The 15,862-nt window shown below is 71.5% G+C and carries 15 protein-coding genes; 12 read left to right on the top strand and 3 right to left on the bottom strand.

The window, feature by feature from the left end:
• Positions 1 to 102 precede the first annotated feature (102 nt).
• Complete coding sequence (locus IE252_RS24280) at positions 103 to 867, top strand: SDR family oxidoreductase (protein ID WP_190091592.1); 765 nt, start codon at positions 103 to 105, stop codon at positions 865 to 867.
• 199 nt (positions 868 to 1,066) lie between these two features.
• A complete protein-coding gene (locus tag IE252_RS24275) occupies positions 1,067 to 1,939 on the top strand; it encodes a sigma-70 family RNA polymerase sigma factor (RefSeq protein WP_190091591.1) in 873 nt (290 codons plus the stop codon).
• 184 nt (positions 1,940 to 2,123) lie between these two features.
• On the opposite strand, the gene IE252_RS24270 is transcribed toward IE252_RS24275, so the two are convergent.
• The 3 genes from IE252_RS24270 to IE252_RS24260 form a co-directional block, all read right to left on the bottom strand.
• Positions 2,124 to 2,876: a gamma-glutamyl-gamma-aminobutyrate hydrolase family protein gene (locus tag IE252_RS24270; RefSeq protein ID WP_190091590.1), complete on the bottom strand. Its 753-nt coding sequence runs from the start codon at positions 2,874 to 2,876 to the stop codon at positions 2,124 to 2,126.
• Between the two features lie 18 nt (positions 2,877 to 2,894).
• A complete protein-coding gene (locus IE252_RS24265; protein WP_190091589.1) occupies positions 2,895 to 3,722 on the bottom strand; it encodes an SDR family oxidoreductase in 828 nt (275 codons plus the stop codon).
• 295 nt (positions 3,723 to 4,017) lie between these two features.
• Positions 4,018 to 4,473 (bottom strand): VOC family protein, encoded by a 456-nt coding sequence (locus tag IE252_RS24260; protein ID WP_101390553.1) that lies wholly within the window; start codon positions 4,471 to 4,473, stop codon positions 4,018 to 4,020.
• A gap of 502 nt (positions 4,474 to 4,975) precedes the next feature.
• On the opposite strand from IE252_RS24260, the gene IE252_RS24255 reads away from it, so the two are divergent.
• The 10 genes from IE252_RS24255 to IE252_RS24210 all read left to right on the top strand — a co-directional run bounded on the left by IE252_RS24255 (position 4,976) and on the right by IE252_RS24210 (position 15,804).
• Complete coding sequence (locus tag IE252_RS24255; RefSeq protein ID WP_190091588.1) at positions 4,976 to 6,481, top strand: FAD-dependent monooxygenase; 1,506 nt, start codon at positions 4,976 to 4,978, stop codon at positions 6,479 to 6,481.
• Positions 6,482 to 6,524: 43 nt separating this feature from the next.
• Complete coding sequence (locus tag IE252_RS24250) at positions 6,525 to 6,893, top strand: antibiotic biosynthesis monooxygenase family protein (RefSeq protein ID WP_190091587.1); 369 nt, start codon at positions 6,525 to 6,527, stop codon at positions 6,891 to 6,893.
• A 553-nt stretch (positions 6,894 to 7,446) separates the two neighbouring features.
• On the top strand, positions 7,447 to 8,502 hold the full coding sequence (locus IE252_RS24245; RefSeq protein WP_190091586.1) for a ParB/RepB/Spo0J family partition protein: 1,056 nt from the start codon (positions 7,447 to 7,449) through the stop codon (positions 8,500 to 8,502).
• A 250-nt stretch (positions 8,503 to 8,752) separates the two neighbouring features.
• Entirely contained in the window at positions 8,753 to 9,895 is a 1,143-nt protein-coding gene (locus tag IE252_RS24240; protein ID WP_190091681.1) for an inositol-3-phosphate synthase, read from the top strand.
• Positions 9,892 to 10,911, top strand: coding sequence for an SCO3242 family prenyltransferase (locus tag IE252_RS24235; protein ID WP_190091585.1), 1,020 nt, complete (start codon positions 9,892 to 9,894; stop codon positions 10,909 to 10,911). Before IE252_RS24240 ends, IE252_RS24235 begins: the two co-directional genes overlap by 4 nt.
• Positions 10,908 to 11,789, top strand: a complete 882-nt coding sequence (locus IE252_RS24230) for a sugar phosphate isomerase/epimerase family protein (protein WP_190091584.1) — start codon at positions 10,908 to 10,910, stop codon at positions 11,787 to 11,789. Before IE252_RS24235 ends, IE252_RS24230 begins: the two co-directional genes overlap by 4 nt.
• 2 nt (positions 11,790 to 11,791) lie before the next feature.
• Positions 11,792 to 12,400 carry an EboA domain-containing protein gene (locus IE252_RS24225; RefSeq protein WP_190091583.1) on the top strand — a complete coding sequence of 203 codons (609 nt, stop codon included), beginning with the start codon at positions 11,792 to 11,794 and terminating at the stop codon, positions 12,398 to 12,400.
• A 2-nt stretch (positions 12,401 to 12,402) separates the two neighbouring features.
• The gene (locus IE252_RS24220; RefSeq protein ID WP_190091582.1) at positions 12,403 to 13,251 is read left to right on the top strand and encodes a TatD family hydrolase; all 849 of its coding nucleotides are present in this window, start codon (positions 12,403 to 12,405) and stop codon (positions 13,249 to 13,251) included.
• A 4-nt stretch (positions 13,252 to 13,255) separates the two neighbouring features.
• Positions 13,256 to 14,425: a metabolite traffic protein EboE gene (gene eboE, locus IE252_RS24215; protein ID WP_190091581.1), complete on the top strand. Its 1,170-nt coding sequence runs from the start codon at positions 13,256 to 13,258 to the stop codon at positions 14,423 to 14,425.
• On the top strand, positions 14,422 to 15,804 hold the full coding sequence (locus tag IE252_RS24210; protein ID WP_190091580.1) for an alkaline phosphatase family protein: 1,383 nt from the start codon (positions 14,422 to 14,424) through the stop codon (positions 15,802 to 15,804). Before eboE ends, IE252_RS24210 begins: the two co-directional genes overlap by 4 nt.
• Positions 15,805 to 15,862 lie beyond the last annotated feature (58 nt).

Here is a 15,862-nt window from a genome sequence, read left to right as displayed (position 1 = left end):
TCCCTTGGGGAGGCGGTGCGCCCGTGGCGTGTCCGGAACCTCGGCGTCACACTTTCGCGGGCCGTCTCGTCAGTGTGGCGACACTTCAACGGAGGAGGAGCCATGACGTCGCCCATCCTGGTGACCGGCGGCACGGGCACGCTGGGACGACTGGTCGTCTCACGGCTGCGGGACGCCGACGCCGACGTCCGGGTGCTCAGCAGGAAGAGCCGCCCGGCCGAGAACGGCATCGCGTACGTGACCGGCGACCTGGCCAAGGACCAGGGCATCGGCCCGGCGGTCGAGGGCGTCCGGGCGCTCGTGCACTGCGCCAGCGACAAGAAGGGCGACGCCGACGCCACCCGCAACCTGGTCCGCGCGGCAAAGGAGGCGGGGGTCGCGCACGTCGTCTACATCTCCATCGTCGGCGTCGAGGACGTCTCGTTCGGCTACTTCAAGTCCAAGCTGGAGTCGGAGCGGGTGGTCACCGAGTCCGGGCTGCCGTGGACGCTGCTGCGGGTCACCCAGTTCTACGACTTCATCCTCGACGGGGCCGCAAAGGCGCGGAAGCTGCCGCTGGTCCCGGTGCCCTCGGGCTTCCGGGTGCAGCCGATCGACCCCGAGGAGGTGGCGGTCCGGCTCGCCGAGCTTGCCCTGGACAAGCCGGCCGGGCGCGTCCGCGACCTGGTGGGGCCGCAGGCCACCGACGCCGTCGCGATGATCCGGGCGTATCTGAAGGCCGTCCACAAGGGCTCCCCGGTGGTGCCGGTGTGGATGCCCGGCATCGGGAAGATCCGCAACGGCGGACTGCTGCCGAAGGGCCCGCGGGACGGGTACGACACGGCCCGGGTGACCTGGGAGGAGTTCCTGGCCACCAAGCTCGCCTGACGGCGGGGAACCCTGTCCCGGACGGCCGGGCGGCGTCCGGGACAGGAAACGGGAACGCCGACGGAAAACCGACGGGAAGATGATTTCCCAGCAAATGTCCGAACTGGATACCGAACATCCACGATCTGAACTTGATGTGACTGTCCCATAGGCTGGGCTTGCACTGCGTGACCACGGGCCCGGTGGAGGAATGTGACCGATGGACGAGACCGAACGGCTGGCGGAGCGCTTCGAGGCGTACCGCCCCCATCTGCGGGCCGTCGCCTACCGGATGCTGGGTTCGCTGACCGAGGCCGAGGACGCCGTGCAGGAGTCCTGGTTCCGGCTCAGCCGCTCGGACGTGAGCGCGGTGGAGAACCTGGGCGGCTGGCTGACCACGGTCGTCGCGCGCGTCTGCCTGGACATGCTGCGCTCGCGCGAGTCGCGGCGCGAGGACCTGCTGGGCGAGCGGCCACCGCCCGTCCACCACGGCGCACATGAGAGCGCCGACCCCGAACAGGAGGCGGTCCTGGTCGACTCGGTCGGCCCGGCGCTGCTCGTGGTGCTGGACACGCTCTCGCCGGCCGAGCGGCTCGCCTTCGTGCTGCACGACATGTTCGCCGTCCCCTTCGACGACATCGCCCCGGTCGTGGGGCGCTCCACCATCGCCACCCGGCAGCTCGCCAGCCGGGCGCGCCGCCGGGTCGCGGGCGCCGAGGCCGCGCCCGCCACCGACCGGGGGCGCCAGCGGCAGATCGTCGACGCCTTCCTCGCCGCCTCGCGCGGCGGCCGGTTCGACGAACTGCTCACCCTGCTCGACCCGGAGGTCGTGGTCCGCGTCGACGGCGCCGCGCTGGCGATGGGCGCGAGCGGCGCCCTGGGCGCGCAGGCGGTCGCCAAGACGTTCTCGGGCCGGGCCCAAGTTGCACAGCTCGCGCTGGTGGACGGGGCCCCGGGCATGGTCTGGGCGCCGAACGGCAGCGTGAAGGTGGTCTTCGACTTCATCGTCGTGGACGGGCGGATCGCCGCGATCGACATGGTCGCCGACCCCGAGGAGCTGGACGAAATGGACGTGAAGGTCCTGGCGGAGTAACCGGCCAACCCCCGGACGGAGCCCAGGAACCGGGAGCGTTCCCGGTTTCGAGTGGCACGGGGACACCGCTCCATGCAACACCAAGAGGCGCAGCGCGGCCATCGGGCCGTGCTGCGCCTCTGCCGTTCCTTGAGCGGATCCCTACCGGTGACGGAATCCGGGGTGGATGGCGACCCCGAACCGACTAGCCCCGCCGTACCGTCATCCGCTGGCGCGCGGCCTCGGCGAGCGCGGTGAACGGGCTGTCGTCGTCGGACTCCTCGGCGTGCCACTGCACCCCGACCGCGAACGGGTGGTCGTTGACCTCGATGGCCTCCACCGTTCCGTCCTCGGACCAGGCGGTCACCGTCAGGCCCTCGCCGACCTCGTCGATGACCTGGTGGTGGTGGCAGGGCACGACGTCCTTGGCGAGGAACTTGGCGAGGTGGCTGCCCGGTTCGAGGCGCACCTTCTGCTGGCCGTACTCCTTCCCGCCGGGGGAGTGGTTGTCGTGGCCGACGATCTCCGGCAGGTGCTGGTGGAGCGTGCCGCCGCGCAGGATGTTCATCAGCTGCTCACCCCGGCAGATGCCGAGGGTGGGCAGGTCGGAGGCCAACGCGGCTTCCAGCAGGGCCAGTTCGTGCCGGTCGCGGACCTTGTCGTTCCAGCCGGTCTTCTCGTGCTTCTCCTGGCCGTAGAGCTCCGGGTCCGCATCCGGACCGGCGAGCATGAGCAGACCGTCGAGCCCGTCGACGGCCTGCTCGATCCCGGGCTGCGGAGCCAGCAGAACCGGTATGCAGCCGGCGTCGGCGACCTTCTGGACGAACGTCTGCGGTACGAACGTCGCGTCCATCTCGAAGATCGCGAACTTGATCTGGGTCACGACGGCCGTGATGCCGATGATGGGCCGGCGGGTGCGGTCCAGCGAGTTCAAGGTCTCGTTGACGGCGGAATGCACAGTGCACCTCACAAAGTGTCAGAGCTGGGGTACGGGGCGGAGCTCCGCCTCGTGGTGGGTGATCCACTCGGCGTACGTGTAGGCCGGCCGGCCGGTGACGACGTCGACGGTGGGAAGCACTGCTGCGACCTCCCCCTGCGTCTCCCGGCGCCGGTCGAGGATCTGGTCGGCCACGTACCCCGAGAGGTACTTGACCATCTGCTCGCGGACGCGTTCGCGCGGCACTTCCTGGAAGCGGGTGGGGATGCCGAGCGCGGCACCGATCATGCGCACCCGCTCCTGCGGACTGAGCGACTGGGGCCCGGTGATCGAATGGATCACTCCGGATTCCGCCGCGAGCAGGGACTTCACCGCGACCGCCGCGATGTCGCGCTCATGGATCGGCGCCATCGCGGAACTTCCGTACACACCGTGCACCACTCCGTCTTTGGCGATCTGGGGTATCCAGAGGAGATCGTTGGACATGAACGCGCTCGGCCGCAGGAACGTCCACGGCATTCCCGACTCGACGACTGCCTTCTCGCACGCGATGTGCGGCTCCTCGGCAGCATAGGTGACCGCCTCCGAAGACAGCATGACGACATGTTGCACCCCGGCTTGCGCGATGGCGTCGACGGCCCCCTGGAGCTGGCCGAACACCGGCCAGAGGTAGAGGCGTTCGACCCCGCGCAGGGCCGCGGCCAGGGTATCGGGCCGGCTCAGGTCGGCCGCCAGGACCTCCACTTCGCCCGGCAGGGCGGACTTGGCGGGGTCGCGTGCGATGGCCCGCACCTGCTCCCCCGATTTCAGCAGCTCGTCGACGATGTTTCTGCCGACGTTCCCGGTCGCGCCGGTTACCAAGATCATGTGCTCTCCCGTGGTCAAGGGGGGACGTCCGACGGATGTCTTGCATTTTGCGAAGGCAACACGACACGGGCACGGGAAATCCGGGCAGGGCGGAACCCGGCACGGAAATTGCGGGCGGTGGACAAAAAGCGGTCAGTGGGCGGCCGGGCGGCGGGCGCCGGGAATAAGTGACTGACCGGTAAGTAATGGGATTGTGAAAGAAAAGTTCCGCAGGGAAGCGTCGGCCATGAGGCAGCGGTGCCTCATGGCCGACGGTGGAGCGAGGTGGAGCGGGTGGGGCGCGGGGCAGGTGCGGTTACTTGACCTTGCTCTCGGAAAGGTTGATCCGCCAGGAGACGCCGAACTGGTCATTGACCCAGGCGAACTTGGCGCTGAAGCCGTAGGTGCCGACCGGCATGATCACCTCGCCCTTCTCGGAGAGGCCCGCGAAGACCCGGTCGAACTCCTCGTCGGAGTCGCACTGGATGTACACCGCCATCGCGGGGGAGAACGCGTAGGTGTCCCAGGGGGCGTGGTCGGAGCCCCGGGCGCCGTCCGGCGGAATGTTGATGCACATGAACTGCTGGCCGGCGATGGTGAAGACCGCGTGCTGCAGGGTCCCCTCCGTCCAGCCGGGCTCCCCGGCGCGGGCCCGGATGGTGTTGATCACCTCGGAGTCGTCGAAGAGGGACGTATAGAACGTCACTGCCTCCTCGGCATCCCGCGGGAACGCCAGAAAAACGGTGAGCTTCTGCGTGACTGCGGAGGACATCGTGGCTCTCCTTATTAAGTCTGGTGTTCTGCGCGGATCACCTTTCCAACATCCAATTCGCCCAGTCAAGAGGGCAACCGCGGAAAGTCGATGTCGAGCGGAGAAGTGGATCTTGGCGTGCTGTCGGCTATCTGGAATGAGCCATTACGGTCTCCTGAATGCACCATTCCTATTCCGCTCCATTGATCCTTTTCGGAGAGCGGAAAAGGATCACCGAGAAGAGTATGGCGGATAATTCGATAAGGCTTGCCTGAGTGGCCGGGGGGTGTGCCTGGAAAAGATCAAGAAAAACAGCAGGACTCATTCCCCTTGACGCCCCTGATCGACGGGTTGCAGACTTCTTCGGCGGCCCGAAAGGTCTTTTCCTGAGCCGCTGAGCATGATCACATTCAACGCTCCGTTTTCGAGCTCGATAGGCCGCTGAGCGGCATCGAGAAGCGTTGCGAGTTCATTCCCGAAGTGCTGAATTCGATCTCGCATATCTCATCCAGGAGGGCGAAAAATGGGAACTGGCGTGATCATTGCCGGTGCCGGACCGGTCGGGCTGATGCTGGCCGGCGAACTCCGACTGAACGGCGTGGACGTCGTTGTCTACGAGCAGAGAGCCACCCCGAGCGGCGAGTCGCGCGGGGTGGGCTTCACCCGGCGCGCCGCCGAGGTGTTCCACCAAAGGGGGCTGCTGGCCCGTTTCGGTGACATCGAGATAGGCAACGAGGGCCACTTCGGTGGCGTGCGCATCGACTTCACGGCCCTGGAGGACAACCACTTCGGCATCCGCGGAGTGCCCCAGTACCGCATCGAGGAGATCCTGGAGGCGTGGGTCACCGACCTCGGCGTGGACGTGCGCCGCGGCTACGAGGTGGTCGACTACCGGGAAGGCTCCGACGACATCACGGCAGTGGTGGAGGGGCCGGACGGCCGCGCCGAGCACACCGCCCGGTACCTGGTGGGCTGCGACGGCGGGCGCTCCAGGATCCGCAAGCTGGCCGGCATCGAGTTCCCCGGCCGCGAGGCCACCCGGGGCATGTACGTGGCCGACGTCGTGGACCGCCCCGACATCAAGCCGCGCGTCATCGGCGAGCGGGTCGACGGCGGCATGGTGATGGCGATCCGGCTGGAGGAGGGGGTGACCCGGATCATCATCCATCCGGCGAAGCTCACGCCCCGCGACAACAGCAAGCTGACGTTCAGCGAGATCGCCGACTCCTGGCAGGAGCTCACCGGGCAGTCGCTGCACGGCGCCGAGACCAAGTGGGTCAGCGCGTTCACCAACGCCACGCGCCAGGCCGCCGAGTACCGGCGGGGCCGGGTCCTGCTCTCCGGCGACTCCACCCACATCCACATCCCGGCCGGCGCCCAGGGGCTGAGCGTCGGCGTCCAGGACGCGGTGAACCTCGGCTGGAAGCTGGCCGCCACCGTCAACGGCTGGGCGCCGGAGGGCCTGCTCGACACCTACCAGGCCGAACGGCACCCGGTGGGCGAGAAGTTGCTGCGCAACACCCTCGCCCAGGCCTCCCTCTATCTCACCGGCGACGAGATGGAGCCGATGCGCCAGGTGATGCGCGAGCTGGTGCAGTCGCCCGACGCGGCACGGCGCCTGGCCGGGCACGTCAGCGGGCTCGGTATCCGCTACGACATGGGCGGCGCCACCGGCCACCCGCTGCTCGGGCTGCGGATGCCCGACCGCGAGGTCAAGCTCGGGGACGGCTCCACCACCCGGGTGTCCCGGCTGCTGCACCCGGCGCGCGGCGTCCTGGTCGTCGCGGACGGCAGCACCGGGCCTGCCAAGCTCGCGGCCGGCTGGTCCGACCGGATCGACATCGTCACCGACGCGGGCTGGTCGGACCGGGTGGACATCGTCCCGGACGGCTGGGTGCCGGCGGACACGGCCGAGGGGACGACCCCGGACGCCGTCCTCCTGCGTCCCGACGGACACGTCGCCTGGGTCTCCCCGGACGGCGGCGAACTGCTCGACGCGCTGGCGCGCTGGTTCGGCTCGCCGCGCTGACCCGCGTCGCCCCGCTCGTCCCGTCCGAACCGCAGGAGGTCACGTGATCGAATTCGTGGAGGCCGACGAGACCACTCCCTATACACGGCAACTCCAGGAGCGGACCGGCCCGGTCGTGCTCGTCAACACCTTCACCGTGCCGGAGGGCAAGGCCGAGGAGTTCCTGGCGCTCTGGCGCGAGGACGCCGCATACTTCACGCGGCAGCCCGGCTTCGTCTCCACGCAGATGCACCGGGGCATCGCCGGCAGCCGGATCCTGGTGAACGTCGCGGTCTGGCAGTCCGCCGCCCATCTGGCGGCGGCGCACAGCAACCCCGACTTCCACCCGGGCGGTGAGGGCTACCCGGAGGGGTGCACCGTCTCGCCCCATCTGTACGAGAAAGTCGCGGTCGACGGCATCTGCGCCGCCTGACGCCCAGCAGGCCCGGGGCCCGTCACGCCGGTGTGACAGGTTCCGGGTCTGTTCTCGGCCAATAAACCGGCCAAGTTCGCGCCAGCAGGGTGGAGTTGCCCCACCGCCTCGCGCCGGAAGTGCGACCGGTGGTTACCCCGGGCGCGGGCGACGGCCCGGGGAGCATCACGAGTGCGAAGCCGATCAACCGGGCGGAATGTGTGATTCCGCCCCCTCCTCTGACGGTTGCCGAACGTCCGGCTCCACTCAGTGGGCCGATCCCCACGACTGTTCACGTCCGACGGTACAGAAGGTTGTCCGCGCTTGACGGAACCTGAACTTCCGCTCTGACGGTCCGACGTTTGCCCTCGTACAGCAGTGCGGTACGCACCGCTCCGGGGGCCCTTCGGGCTGCCCCGCGGGCGGCTCGCGCGCGCGTGAACCCCCTTGTCCCGCACGGGAATCCGGGCCTCGCGAACCGGCTCCAGGGTGGTTGACAAGGCTTCGCCGGTCGCCTTTCATTTCGCACACCGGAAGTGGATTCCGGTTCCGATTCATTGCGAGGGGGCGCAAAGTGAGTCTGGCCGAGCAATCGATTGACGATCAGTTACTGAAGATCCACGCGGCGGACCTCGACGAGGTCGTGACCTCCATGGTCTGGATCGAGTCGCATCCCGCCGGTGAAGTACGCATCGACTCCCTGGTCTTCGAGGACTCGCCCCGTCTCGGCGGCGCGGACGAGGACCACGTGCGCGTGCTCGCCGAGGCCGGCGACTCGCTGCCGCCGATCACCGTCCACCGTTCGTCGATGCGCGTCATCGACGGTACCCACCGGGTGCGTGCCGCGCTCCTCAACGGCCGCACCACCATCCAGGCCCGGATGGTCGACTGCGACGAGGGCGCCGCATACGTCCTCGCGGTCAAGGCCAACGTCACCCACGGTCTGCCGCTGTCGCGGTCCGACCGCTCGGTGGCCGCCGCGCGCATCATCATGACCCACCCGCAGTGGTCGGACCGGGCGGTCGCGGCCGCCGTGGGCCTGTCCGACAAGACCATTTCCCGGATCCGGTCCCGCTCCTCGGCGGACGCTCCGCAGTCGAACGCGCGCCTCGGCCGCGACGGCCGCCTGCGCCCGCTGGACAGCGGATACCGCCGCCAGCAGGCCGCCGCGATGATCCACGAGCGGCCCAACGCGGGGCTGCGCGAGGTGGCCCGGGCGACCGGCCTCTCCCCGGCCACCGTGCGGGACGTGCGCCAGCGCATCGACCGGGGCGAGGACCCCGTGCCGGGCCGCTACCGCACGGCCGCGGGCCAGAGCCCGGCGCCGGGCACGCCCGTGGTGCCCCGTCAGACGCAGCGCGCGGTGAGCGCCCGCAGCGAGCGTCGGGAGGTGTCGGTCGACCGGCAGAAGCTGCTGGCCAAGCTGAGCGAGGACCCCTCGCTGCGGCTCAACGAGGCGGGCCGGCGCACCCTGCGCTGGCTCCACCACTACACCGTGGACGGCGAGGGCATGGAGACCCTCGGCCGCGGACTGCCCGGTCACTGGGCGCCCGAGGTCGCCGACCTCGCGCGCAGCTGTGCGGCCGCCTGGCAGACCCTGGCCGAGCAGCTCCAGCAGCGGGCCGAGTGAACCGGCCGGGCGCCGGCCGTGACAGCGCCGGTGAGCGCTGAACACCGCGCACAAGTGAAGAGCGACGCGGCAGGAGTGCTGGCGCGGGCCCGACGCCCGCGCCAGCACTCCGCCCGTTGGCCCGTGCAACTGCGGCACACCCGCACCGGTCCGCCGACCGGCGGATCATCGATACGTTCGAACAGCTGCCCAACCAGCCGCCACTTCCGTCAGGTTGGAAAGGCTTCAACGCGCTGACGTAACCAGGAGGCTGTCCGTGTCCCCTTACGCAGATACCCGCGACCAAGGCCCCCGGACGGGGGTCTGGTTCATCGGAGCCCGCGGCTCCGTCGCCACCACGGCGGTCGCCGGCTGCGCCGCCGTCGCCGCCGGGCTCCAGCCCGCCACCGGCATGGTCACCGAGACCCCCGACTTCGCCGGGACCGGACTTCCCGACCTGTCGTCCTTCGTCTTCGGCGGCCACGACGTCGCCAGCAGCCCGCTGCCCAAGCGGGCCGAGGAGCTCGCCGCCGGGGGAGTGCTCCCGCACGGGCTGCCCGCCGCCGTGCGCGCCGAACTCGCCGCCGCCGACGAGGAGATGCGCATGGGCGGCCCGCTGCCCGGCGACACCCGCGACGACGAGGAGCTGATCGCCGCCTTCGCGGCCGACATCACCGACTTCGCCCGCCGTACGGGAGTGGCCCGCACCGTCGTCGTCAACGTCTCCTCGACCGAGCCCGCGCCCGCCGACGGCGACACCCGGCTGCCCGCCTCCTCGCTGTACGCGGCGGCCGCCCTGCGCGCCGGGTGCGCGTACGTCAACTTCACCCCGTCGACCGGTCTGCGCCACCCGGACCTGGAGGCGGCGGCCGACGCGGCCGGCGTCCCGTACGCGGGCCGCGACGGCAAGACCGGCCAGACCCTGCTCCGCGCGGTGCTCGCCCCGATGTTCCGCCAGCGCGCGCTGGCCGTACGGGCGTGGTCCGGCAGCAATCTGCTCGGTGGCGGGGACGGGGCGTCGCTCGCCGACCCGGCGGCCGCGGCGGCCAAGAACGCGGGCAAGAACCGCGTCCTGGAGGACAACCTCGGCACGCTGCCCGAGGGTGAGGTGCACATCGACGACGTCCCGGCGCTGGGCGACTGGAAGACCGCCTGGGACCACATCGTCTTCGAGGGCTTCCTCGGCTCACGGATGGTGCTCCAGACCATCTGGCAGGGCTGCGACTCGGCGCTCGCCGCGCCGCTCGTCCTCGACCTGGCCCGCCTCACCGCCCGCGCCCACGAGGCCGGGCTGACCGGCCCGCGCCCCGAGCTGGGCTTCTACTTCAAGGACCCGGACGGCGGCTCCTCGGCGCTGGCCGAGCAGTACGGCGCCCTGCTGTCGTTCGCCGAGCGGCTGCGGGAGGCCCGGTGAAGCCGGTGCTGCGCGACTGGGCCGAACTCCTGCGCGTCTCGGCCCTGTTCACCGTTCCCGGCGACGCCCTCGCGGGGGCGGCGGCCGCCGGGCTGCGCCCCAACCGGCGCACCGCGCTCGCCGTGGGCGCCTCCCTCTGCCTGTACGAGGCGGGGATGGCCCTGAACGACTGGGCGGACCGCGACGAGGACGCCGTCGACCGCCCGCACCGCCCGATCCCGTCCGGCCGCGTCAAACCGGCCGCGGCCCTGGCGGCGGCGGCCGGACTCACCGGCGCGGGCCTGGCACTGGCCTACCGCGCCGGCCGCCCGGCGGGCCTGGTGGCGACGGCGCTCGCGGGCACGGTGTGGGCGTACGACCTGCGCCTGAAGCACACGCCGGCGGGCCCGGCGGCAATGGCCACGGCCCGCTCCCTGGACCTCCTCCTGGGCGCCACGGCCACAACAGGCAGGCTGACAAAGCCCCCCCTGCTCCCGGCAACGGCCCTGGGCGCCCACACATACGCGGTGACAACGGTGTCCCGAAACGAGACACAGGGGGGAGCGGCGGGCGCCCCACTGGCGGCCCTGGGCGTGACCACGCTCCTGGGCGCACTGACCGCCGCCCGCACCCCGTTGCCGCACGCCGTCACCGACCACTCCCTCCCGTTGTTGGCAGGCGTTCCGCTGGGGGTCCCCCCAGGTCCTTCGGACACTGGGGGAGGAACGGGTGGGCACAACCCACCCACGGCCCGCAGCCGAACACGGGTCTGGGGCGGAGCCCCAGCAGCTCCAAGCGACTTGGCCCGAGCAGGACTCGCCGCCGTCTACGTGGCCACCGCCGCCAAGCCCTACCTCCACGCCACCCTCAACCCCTCACCCCCACTGACCCAACGGGCCGTCGGCGGCGGCATCAAGGCCATGATCCCGCTCCAGGCGGCGCTGGCGGCAAGGTCGGGAAGCCTCCGCACCGCCGCAGCCCTCACCACCCTCATCCCCGTAGCCCGCAAGCTCGCACGCAAAGTGAGCCCCACATGAGCACCCAAGACCCCCGCATCCGCCTCGGCTACGGCACCAACGGCCTCACCGACCTCCGCCTCGACGACGCCCTGGGCCTCCTCGCGGACCTCGGCTACGAGGGCGTGGGGCTGACCCTCGACCACATGCACCTCGACCCGCTCGCCCCCGAACTCCCCGCCCGCACCCGCCGCGTGGCCCGGCGGCTCGGCGAGCTCGGCCTCGGCGTGACGGTCGAGACGGGCGCCCGGTACGTACTGGACCCCAGGCGCAAGCACGGCCCGTCCCTCCTCGACCCGGACCCCGACGCCCGCGCCCGCCGCACCGACCTGCTCGTCACGGCCGTCCGCGTCGCCGCCGACCTCGGCGCGCACGCCGTGCACTGCTTCAGCGGCATCACGCCCGACGGCACCGACGAGGACACCGCCTGGAAGCTGCTGGGGGAGGCCCTCGCCCCGGTCGTGGACGCGGCCGCGGACGCCGGTGTGCCGCTCGCGATCGAGCCCGAGCCCGGCCACCTCCTCGCCACCCTCGCCGACTTCCACCGGCTGCGCGAGCAGTTGGGCGACCCGGAACCGCTGGGGCTGACCCTCGACATCGGGCACTGCCAGTGCCTGGAGCCGCAGTCGCCCGCGGAGTGCGTGCGCGCCGCCGCGCCCTGGCTGCGGCACGTCCAGATCGAGGACATGCGGCGCGGGGTGCACGAGCACCTGCCGTTCGGGGACGGCGAGATCGACTTCCCGCCCGTCCTGGAGGCGCTGGCCGCCACCGGCTACCGCGGCCTGACCGTCGTCGAGCTGCCCCGCCACTCGCACGCGGGACCCGAACAGGCCCGCCGCTCCATGGAGTTCCTGCGCCCGCTGACCGCGGGTGCCGCCTCGGCCCTGAAGGGAGCCTAGCCGTGATACCTCGTGCGGAACTCGACGCCCGCTTGGGCGGCGCCGCCCGTGCCTGGCTCGACGAGGCGCTCGCCGAGGCGGCGCACACCGCCGAGCGCCCGGTCACCGGATACGGCACCGCGCCCTGGGAGCTGCGGTTCGCCTCGGCGGGCCGCCACCTCGGCGCCGACGCCGTGGACGAGGCACGCGTCCTGCTGCTGCGCACCGCCCGCGTGGACGCGCCCACCGCGACCCGGATCTACCAGCAGGGCACGGCGGCCGAGCGCCGCGCCGTCCTGCTCGCGCTGCCGGACCTCGGCCTCGACGCGGCGGCCGGGGTGCCGCTCGTCGAGGACGCGCTGCGCGCCAACGACACCCGCCTGGTGGCGGCGGCCGTCGGCCCCTACGCCGCGGCCCACCTGGACCCGCACGCCTGGCGGCACGCCGTACTGAAGTGCCTGTTCACCGGCGTGTCCGTGGACGCCGTCGCCTCCTTGCGGGAGCGCGCCCACGGCGACGCCGAACTCGCCCGGATGCTCGGCGACTACGCGAAGGAACGTACCGCCGCCGCCCGCCCCGTCCCCGACGACCTGCACCGCGTACTGGCCCTCACCGGGGCCGAGGAGTCCTGACCATGCGCATCTTCGACCCGCACATCCACATGACGTCCCGCACCACCGACGACTACGAGGCCATGTACGCGGCGGGCGTGCGGGCGGTCGTCGAGCCCGCGTTCTGGCTGGGCCAGCCGCGCACCTCGCCCGCCAGCTTCTTCGACTACTTCGACGCGCTCCTCGGCTGGGAGCCGTTCCGGGCCGCGCAGTACGGCATAGCCCACCACTGCACGATCGCCCTCAACCCCAAGGAGGCGAACGACCCGCGCTGCACGCCCGTCCTCGACGACCTGCCGCGCTATCTGGTCAAGGACGGCGTGGTGGCGGTCGGCGAGATCGGCTACGACTCGATGACGCCCGCCGAGGACCACGCGCTCGCCGTCCAGCTCCAGCTCGCCGCCGAGCACGGCCTGCCCGCGATGGTCCACACCCCGCACCGCGACAAGCTCACCGGTCTGCGCCGCACGATCGACGTCGTACGGGAGTCGGCGCTCGCCACCGACCGGGTGCTGCTCGACCACCTCAACGAGACGACGGTGCGCGAGGCCAAGGACAGCGGCGCCTGGCTCGGCTTCTCGGTCTACCCGGACACCAAGATGGACGAGGACCGGATGGTCGCCATCCTCGACGAGTACGGCCCGGAGAAGGTGCTGGTCAACTCGGCCGCGGACTGGGGCAAGAGCGATCCGCTGAAGACCCGCAAGGTCGCCGACGCGATGCTGAAGGCCGGGTTCGACGAGGACGCGGTGGACCTGGTGCTGTGGCGCAACCCGGTCGCCTTCTACGGGCTGAGCGGCCGCCTCGACCTCGACCCGACCGCCCCGGAGGCCCTGCACGAGGGCAACTCCATCCTCCGCGGCGGCGAGTGAGCCCATGCGACTGCGCCACCCCGACGGCTCCACGGTCCACCTCGCGTACTGCACCAACGTCCACCCCGCCGAGACCCTCGACGGCGTCCTCGCCCAGCTCCGCGACCACTGCGAGCCGGTGCGCCGGCGCCTGGGCACCGACCGGCTCGGCATCGGCCTGTGGCTGGCCCGGGGCGCGGCCGAGGAGCTGAGCGCCGACCCGGCCGCGCTGCGCGGGCTGCGCGCCGAGCTCGACGGACGCGGTCTGGAGGTCGTCACCCTCAACGGCTTCCCGTACGACGGCTTCGGCGCCGAGGAGGTCAAGTACCGTGTCTACAAGCCGGACTGGACCGATCCGGAACGCCTGGAGCACACCGCCGACCTGGCCCGGCTGCTCACCGCGCTGCTCCCCGACGACGTCACCGAGGGCACCATCTCCACCCTGCCGCTCGCCTGGCGCACCGGCTTCGACGCGGCGGCGCAGCAGACGGCGCATGCCGCGCTGCGCGCGCTGGCGGGGCGCCTGGACGCGCTGGAGGAGGAGACCGGGAAGTCGATCCGGATCGGCCTGGAGCCGGAGCCCGGCTGCACGGTCGAGACCACCGCCGACGCCATCGCCCCGCTCACCGCGATCGGCTCGCCGCGCATCGGCATCTGCGTCGACACCTGCCATCTGGCCACCTCCTTCGAGGACCCGTCGACGGCGATCGACGCGCTGCACGCCGCCGGGGTCGCGATCCCCAAGGTCCAGCTCTCGGCCGCGCTGCACGCCGAGCAGCCGGACCGGCCCGAAGTCCGTGCCGCGCTCGCCGAGTTCGCCGAGCCGCGCTTCCTGCACCAGACCCGCACCAGGAGCGGCGCCGGGCTCCTCGGCACCGACGACCTCGACGAGGCCCTGGCGGGTCAGGCCCTGCCGGACACCGCGCCCTGGCGCGCGCACTTCCACGTACCGCTGCACGCGCGGCCGGTAGCGCCGCTGACCTCCACGCTGCCCGTGCTGCGCGAGGCCCTGGCGGGCCTGGTCGGCGGCCCGGTCGCGCACACCCGCCACCTGGAGGTCGAGACGTACACCTGGCAGGCCCTGCCCGCCGAGCTGCGCCCGCGCGACCGGGACCAGCTCGCCGACGGCATCGCCGCCGAACTCACCCTCGCCCGGGACCTGTTGACCGACCTCGGCCTCAAGGAACTGCCATGACCGACGCCCCCACCCCGCTCCTCGTCCTGGACGTCGTCGGGCTGACCCCCAAGCTGCTCGAGCACATGCCGCGCCTCAAGGCGCTCGCGGGCTCCGGTTCCAAGGCGCGGCTGGGCACGGTGCTCCCGGCCGTGACCTGCGCCGCCCAGTCCACGTTCCTGACCGGCGCGCTCCCCGCCGAGCACGGCATCGTCGGCAACGGCTGGTACTTCCGCGACCTCGGCGAAGTCCTCCTGTGGCGCCAGCACAACGGCCTGGTCGAGGGCGACAAGCTGTGGGACGCGGCCCGCCGCGCCCACCCGGGCTACACGGTCGCGAACATCTGCTGGTGGTACGCGATGGGCGCGGACACCGACATCACGGTCACCCCGCGTCCGGTCTACTACGCCGACGGCCGCAAGGAGCCCGACTGCTACACCCGGCCCCCGGCGCTCCACGACGAACTCCACGACAAGTTCGGCACGTTCCCCCTCTTCACCTTCTGGGGACCCGGCGCGAACATCGTCTCCTCCCAGTGGATCATCGACGCCACCCGGCACATCCTGGCGACCCGCGCTCCCGACCTGGCGCTGTGCTACCTGCCGCACCTGGACTACGACCTGCAGCGGTTCGGGCCCGACGACCCGCGCTCCTACCGGGCGGCCGCAGACCTGGACGCGGCCATGGCGCCGCTGCTCGACGACGCCCAGGCGGCGGGCCGCACGGTGGTGGCCCTGTCGGAGTACGGCATCACGCGCGTCAGCCGGCCCGTGGACATCAACCGCGCGCTGCGCCGCGCCGGGCTGCTCGAAGTCCACACCCAGGACGGCATGGAGTACCTGGACCCGATGGCGTCCCGCGCCTTCGCGGTGGCCGACCACCAGCTCGCGCACATCTATGTGCGCAGGCCCGAGGACCTGGACGCCACCCGCGAGGCCCTCGCGGACCTGGCGGGCATCGACCAACTCCTCGACGACGAGGGCAAGAAGAGCTTCGGCCTAGACCACCCGCGCTCGGGCGAACTGGTCGCGGTCGCGGAGCCGGACGCCTGGTTCACGTACTACTACTGGCTCGACGACGACCGCGCCCCCGACTTCGCCCAGCTCGTCGAGATCCACCGCAAGCCCGGCTACGACCCGGTCGAGCTGTTCATGGACCCGCTCGACCCGTATGTGAAGGTCAAGGCCGCGAAGGCGCTGGCGCGCAAGAAGCTGGGGATGCGCTACCGGATGGCGGTCGTGCCGCTGGACCCGTCGCCGGTCCGGGGCAGCCACGGACGGCTCCCCGACGACCCGCAGGACGGGCCCCTGCTGCTGTGCTCGGCTCCGGATGCGGTGGGCGACGCGGTGGAGGCCACCGAGGTGAAGGGGCTGCTGCTGAGGCTGGCGGGGCTGGAGTAGTTCCCCGCCGTACCTGTCGCACGAAGAAGCTCCCGTACACGAAGAAGCTCCTGGCGGA

The organism is Streptomyces melanogenes, assembly GCF_014649795.1.
Taxonomy (GTDB): Bacteria; Actinomycetota; Actinomycetes; order Streptomycetales; family Streptomycetaceae; genus Streptomyces; species Streptomyces noboritoensis.
Note: the sequence above shows the minus strand (reverse complement) of the source record. Positions and strands in the feature narration are given on the sequence as shown.

Bases quoted from the DNA above. Each gene is read 5' to 3' on its own strand.
- IE252_RS24260 (WP_101390553.1), bottom strand. From the start codon at position 4,473: ATGTCCTCCGCAGTCACGCAGAAGCTCACCGTTTTTCTGGCGTTCCCG.
- IE252_RS24230 (WP_190091584.1), top strand. From the start codon at position 10,908: ATGAGCACCCAAGACCCCCGCATCCGCCTCGGCTACGGCACCAACGGC.
- IE252_RS24210 (WP_190091580.1), top strand. From the start codon at position 14,422: ATGACCGACGCCCCCACCCCGCTCCTCGTCCTGGACGTCGTCGGGCTG.
- IE252_RS24220 (WP_190091582.1), top strand. From the start codon at position 12,403: ATGCGCATCTTCGACCCGCACATCCACATGACGTCCCGCACCACCGAC.
- IE252_RS24275 (WP_190091591.1), top strand. From the start codon at position 1,067: ATGGACGAGACCGAACGGCTGGCGGAGCGCTTCGAGGCGTACCGCCCC.
- IE252_RS24265 (WP_190091589.1), bottom strand. From the start codon at position 3,722: ATGATCTTGGTAACCGGCGCGACCGGGAACGTCGGCAGAAACATCGTC.
- IE252_RS24255 (WP_190091588.1), top strand. From the start codon at position 4,976: ATGGGAACTGGCGTGATCATTGCCGGTGCCGGACCGGTCGGGCTGATG.
- IE252_RS24280 (WP_190091592.1), top strand. From the start codon at position 103: ATGACGTCGCCCATCCTGGTGACCGGCGGCACGGGCACGCTGGGACGA.
- eboE (WP_190091581.1), top strand. From the start codon at position 13,256: ATGCGACTGCGCCACCCCGACGGCTCCACGGTCCACCTCGCGTACTGC.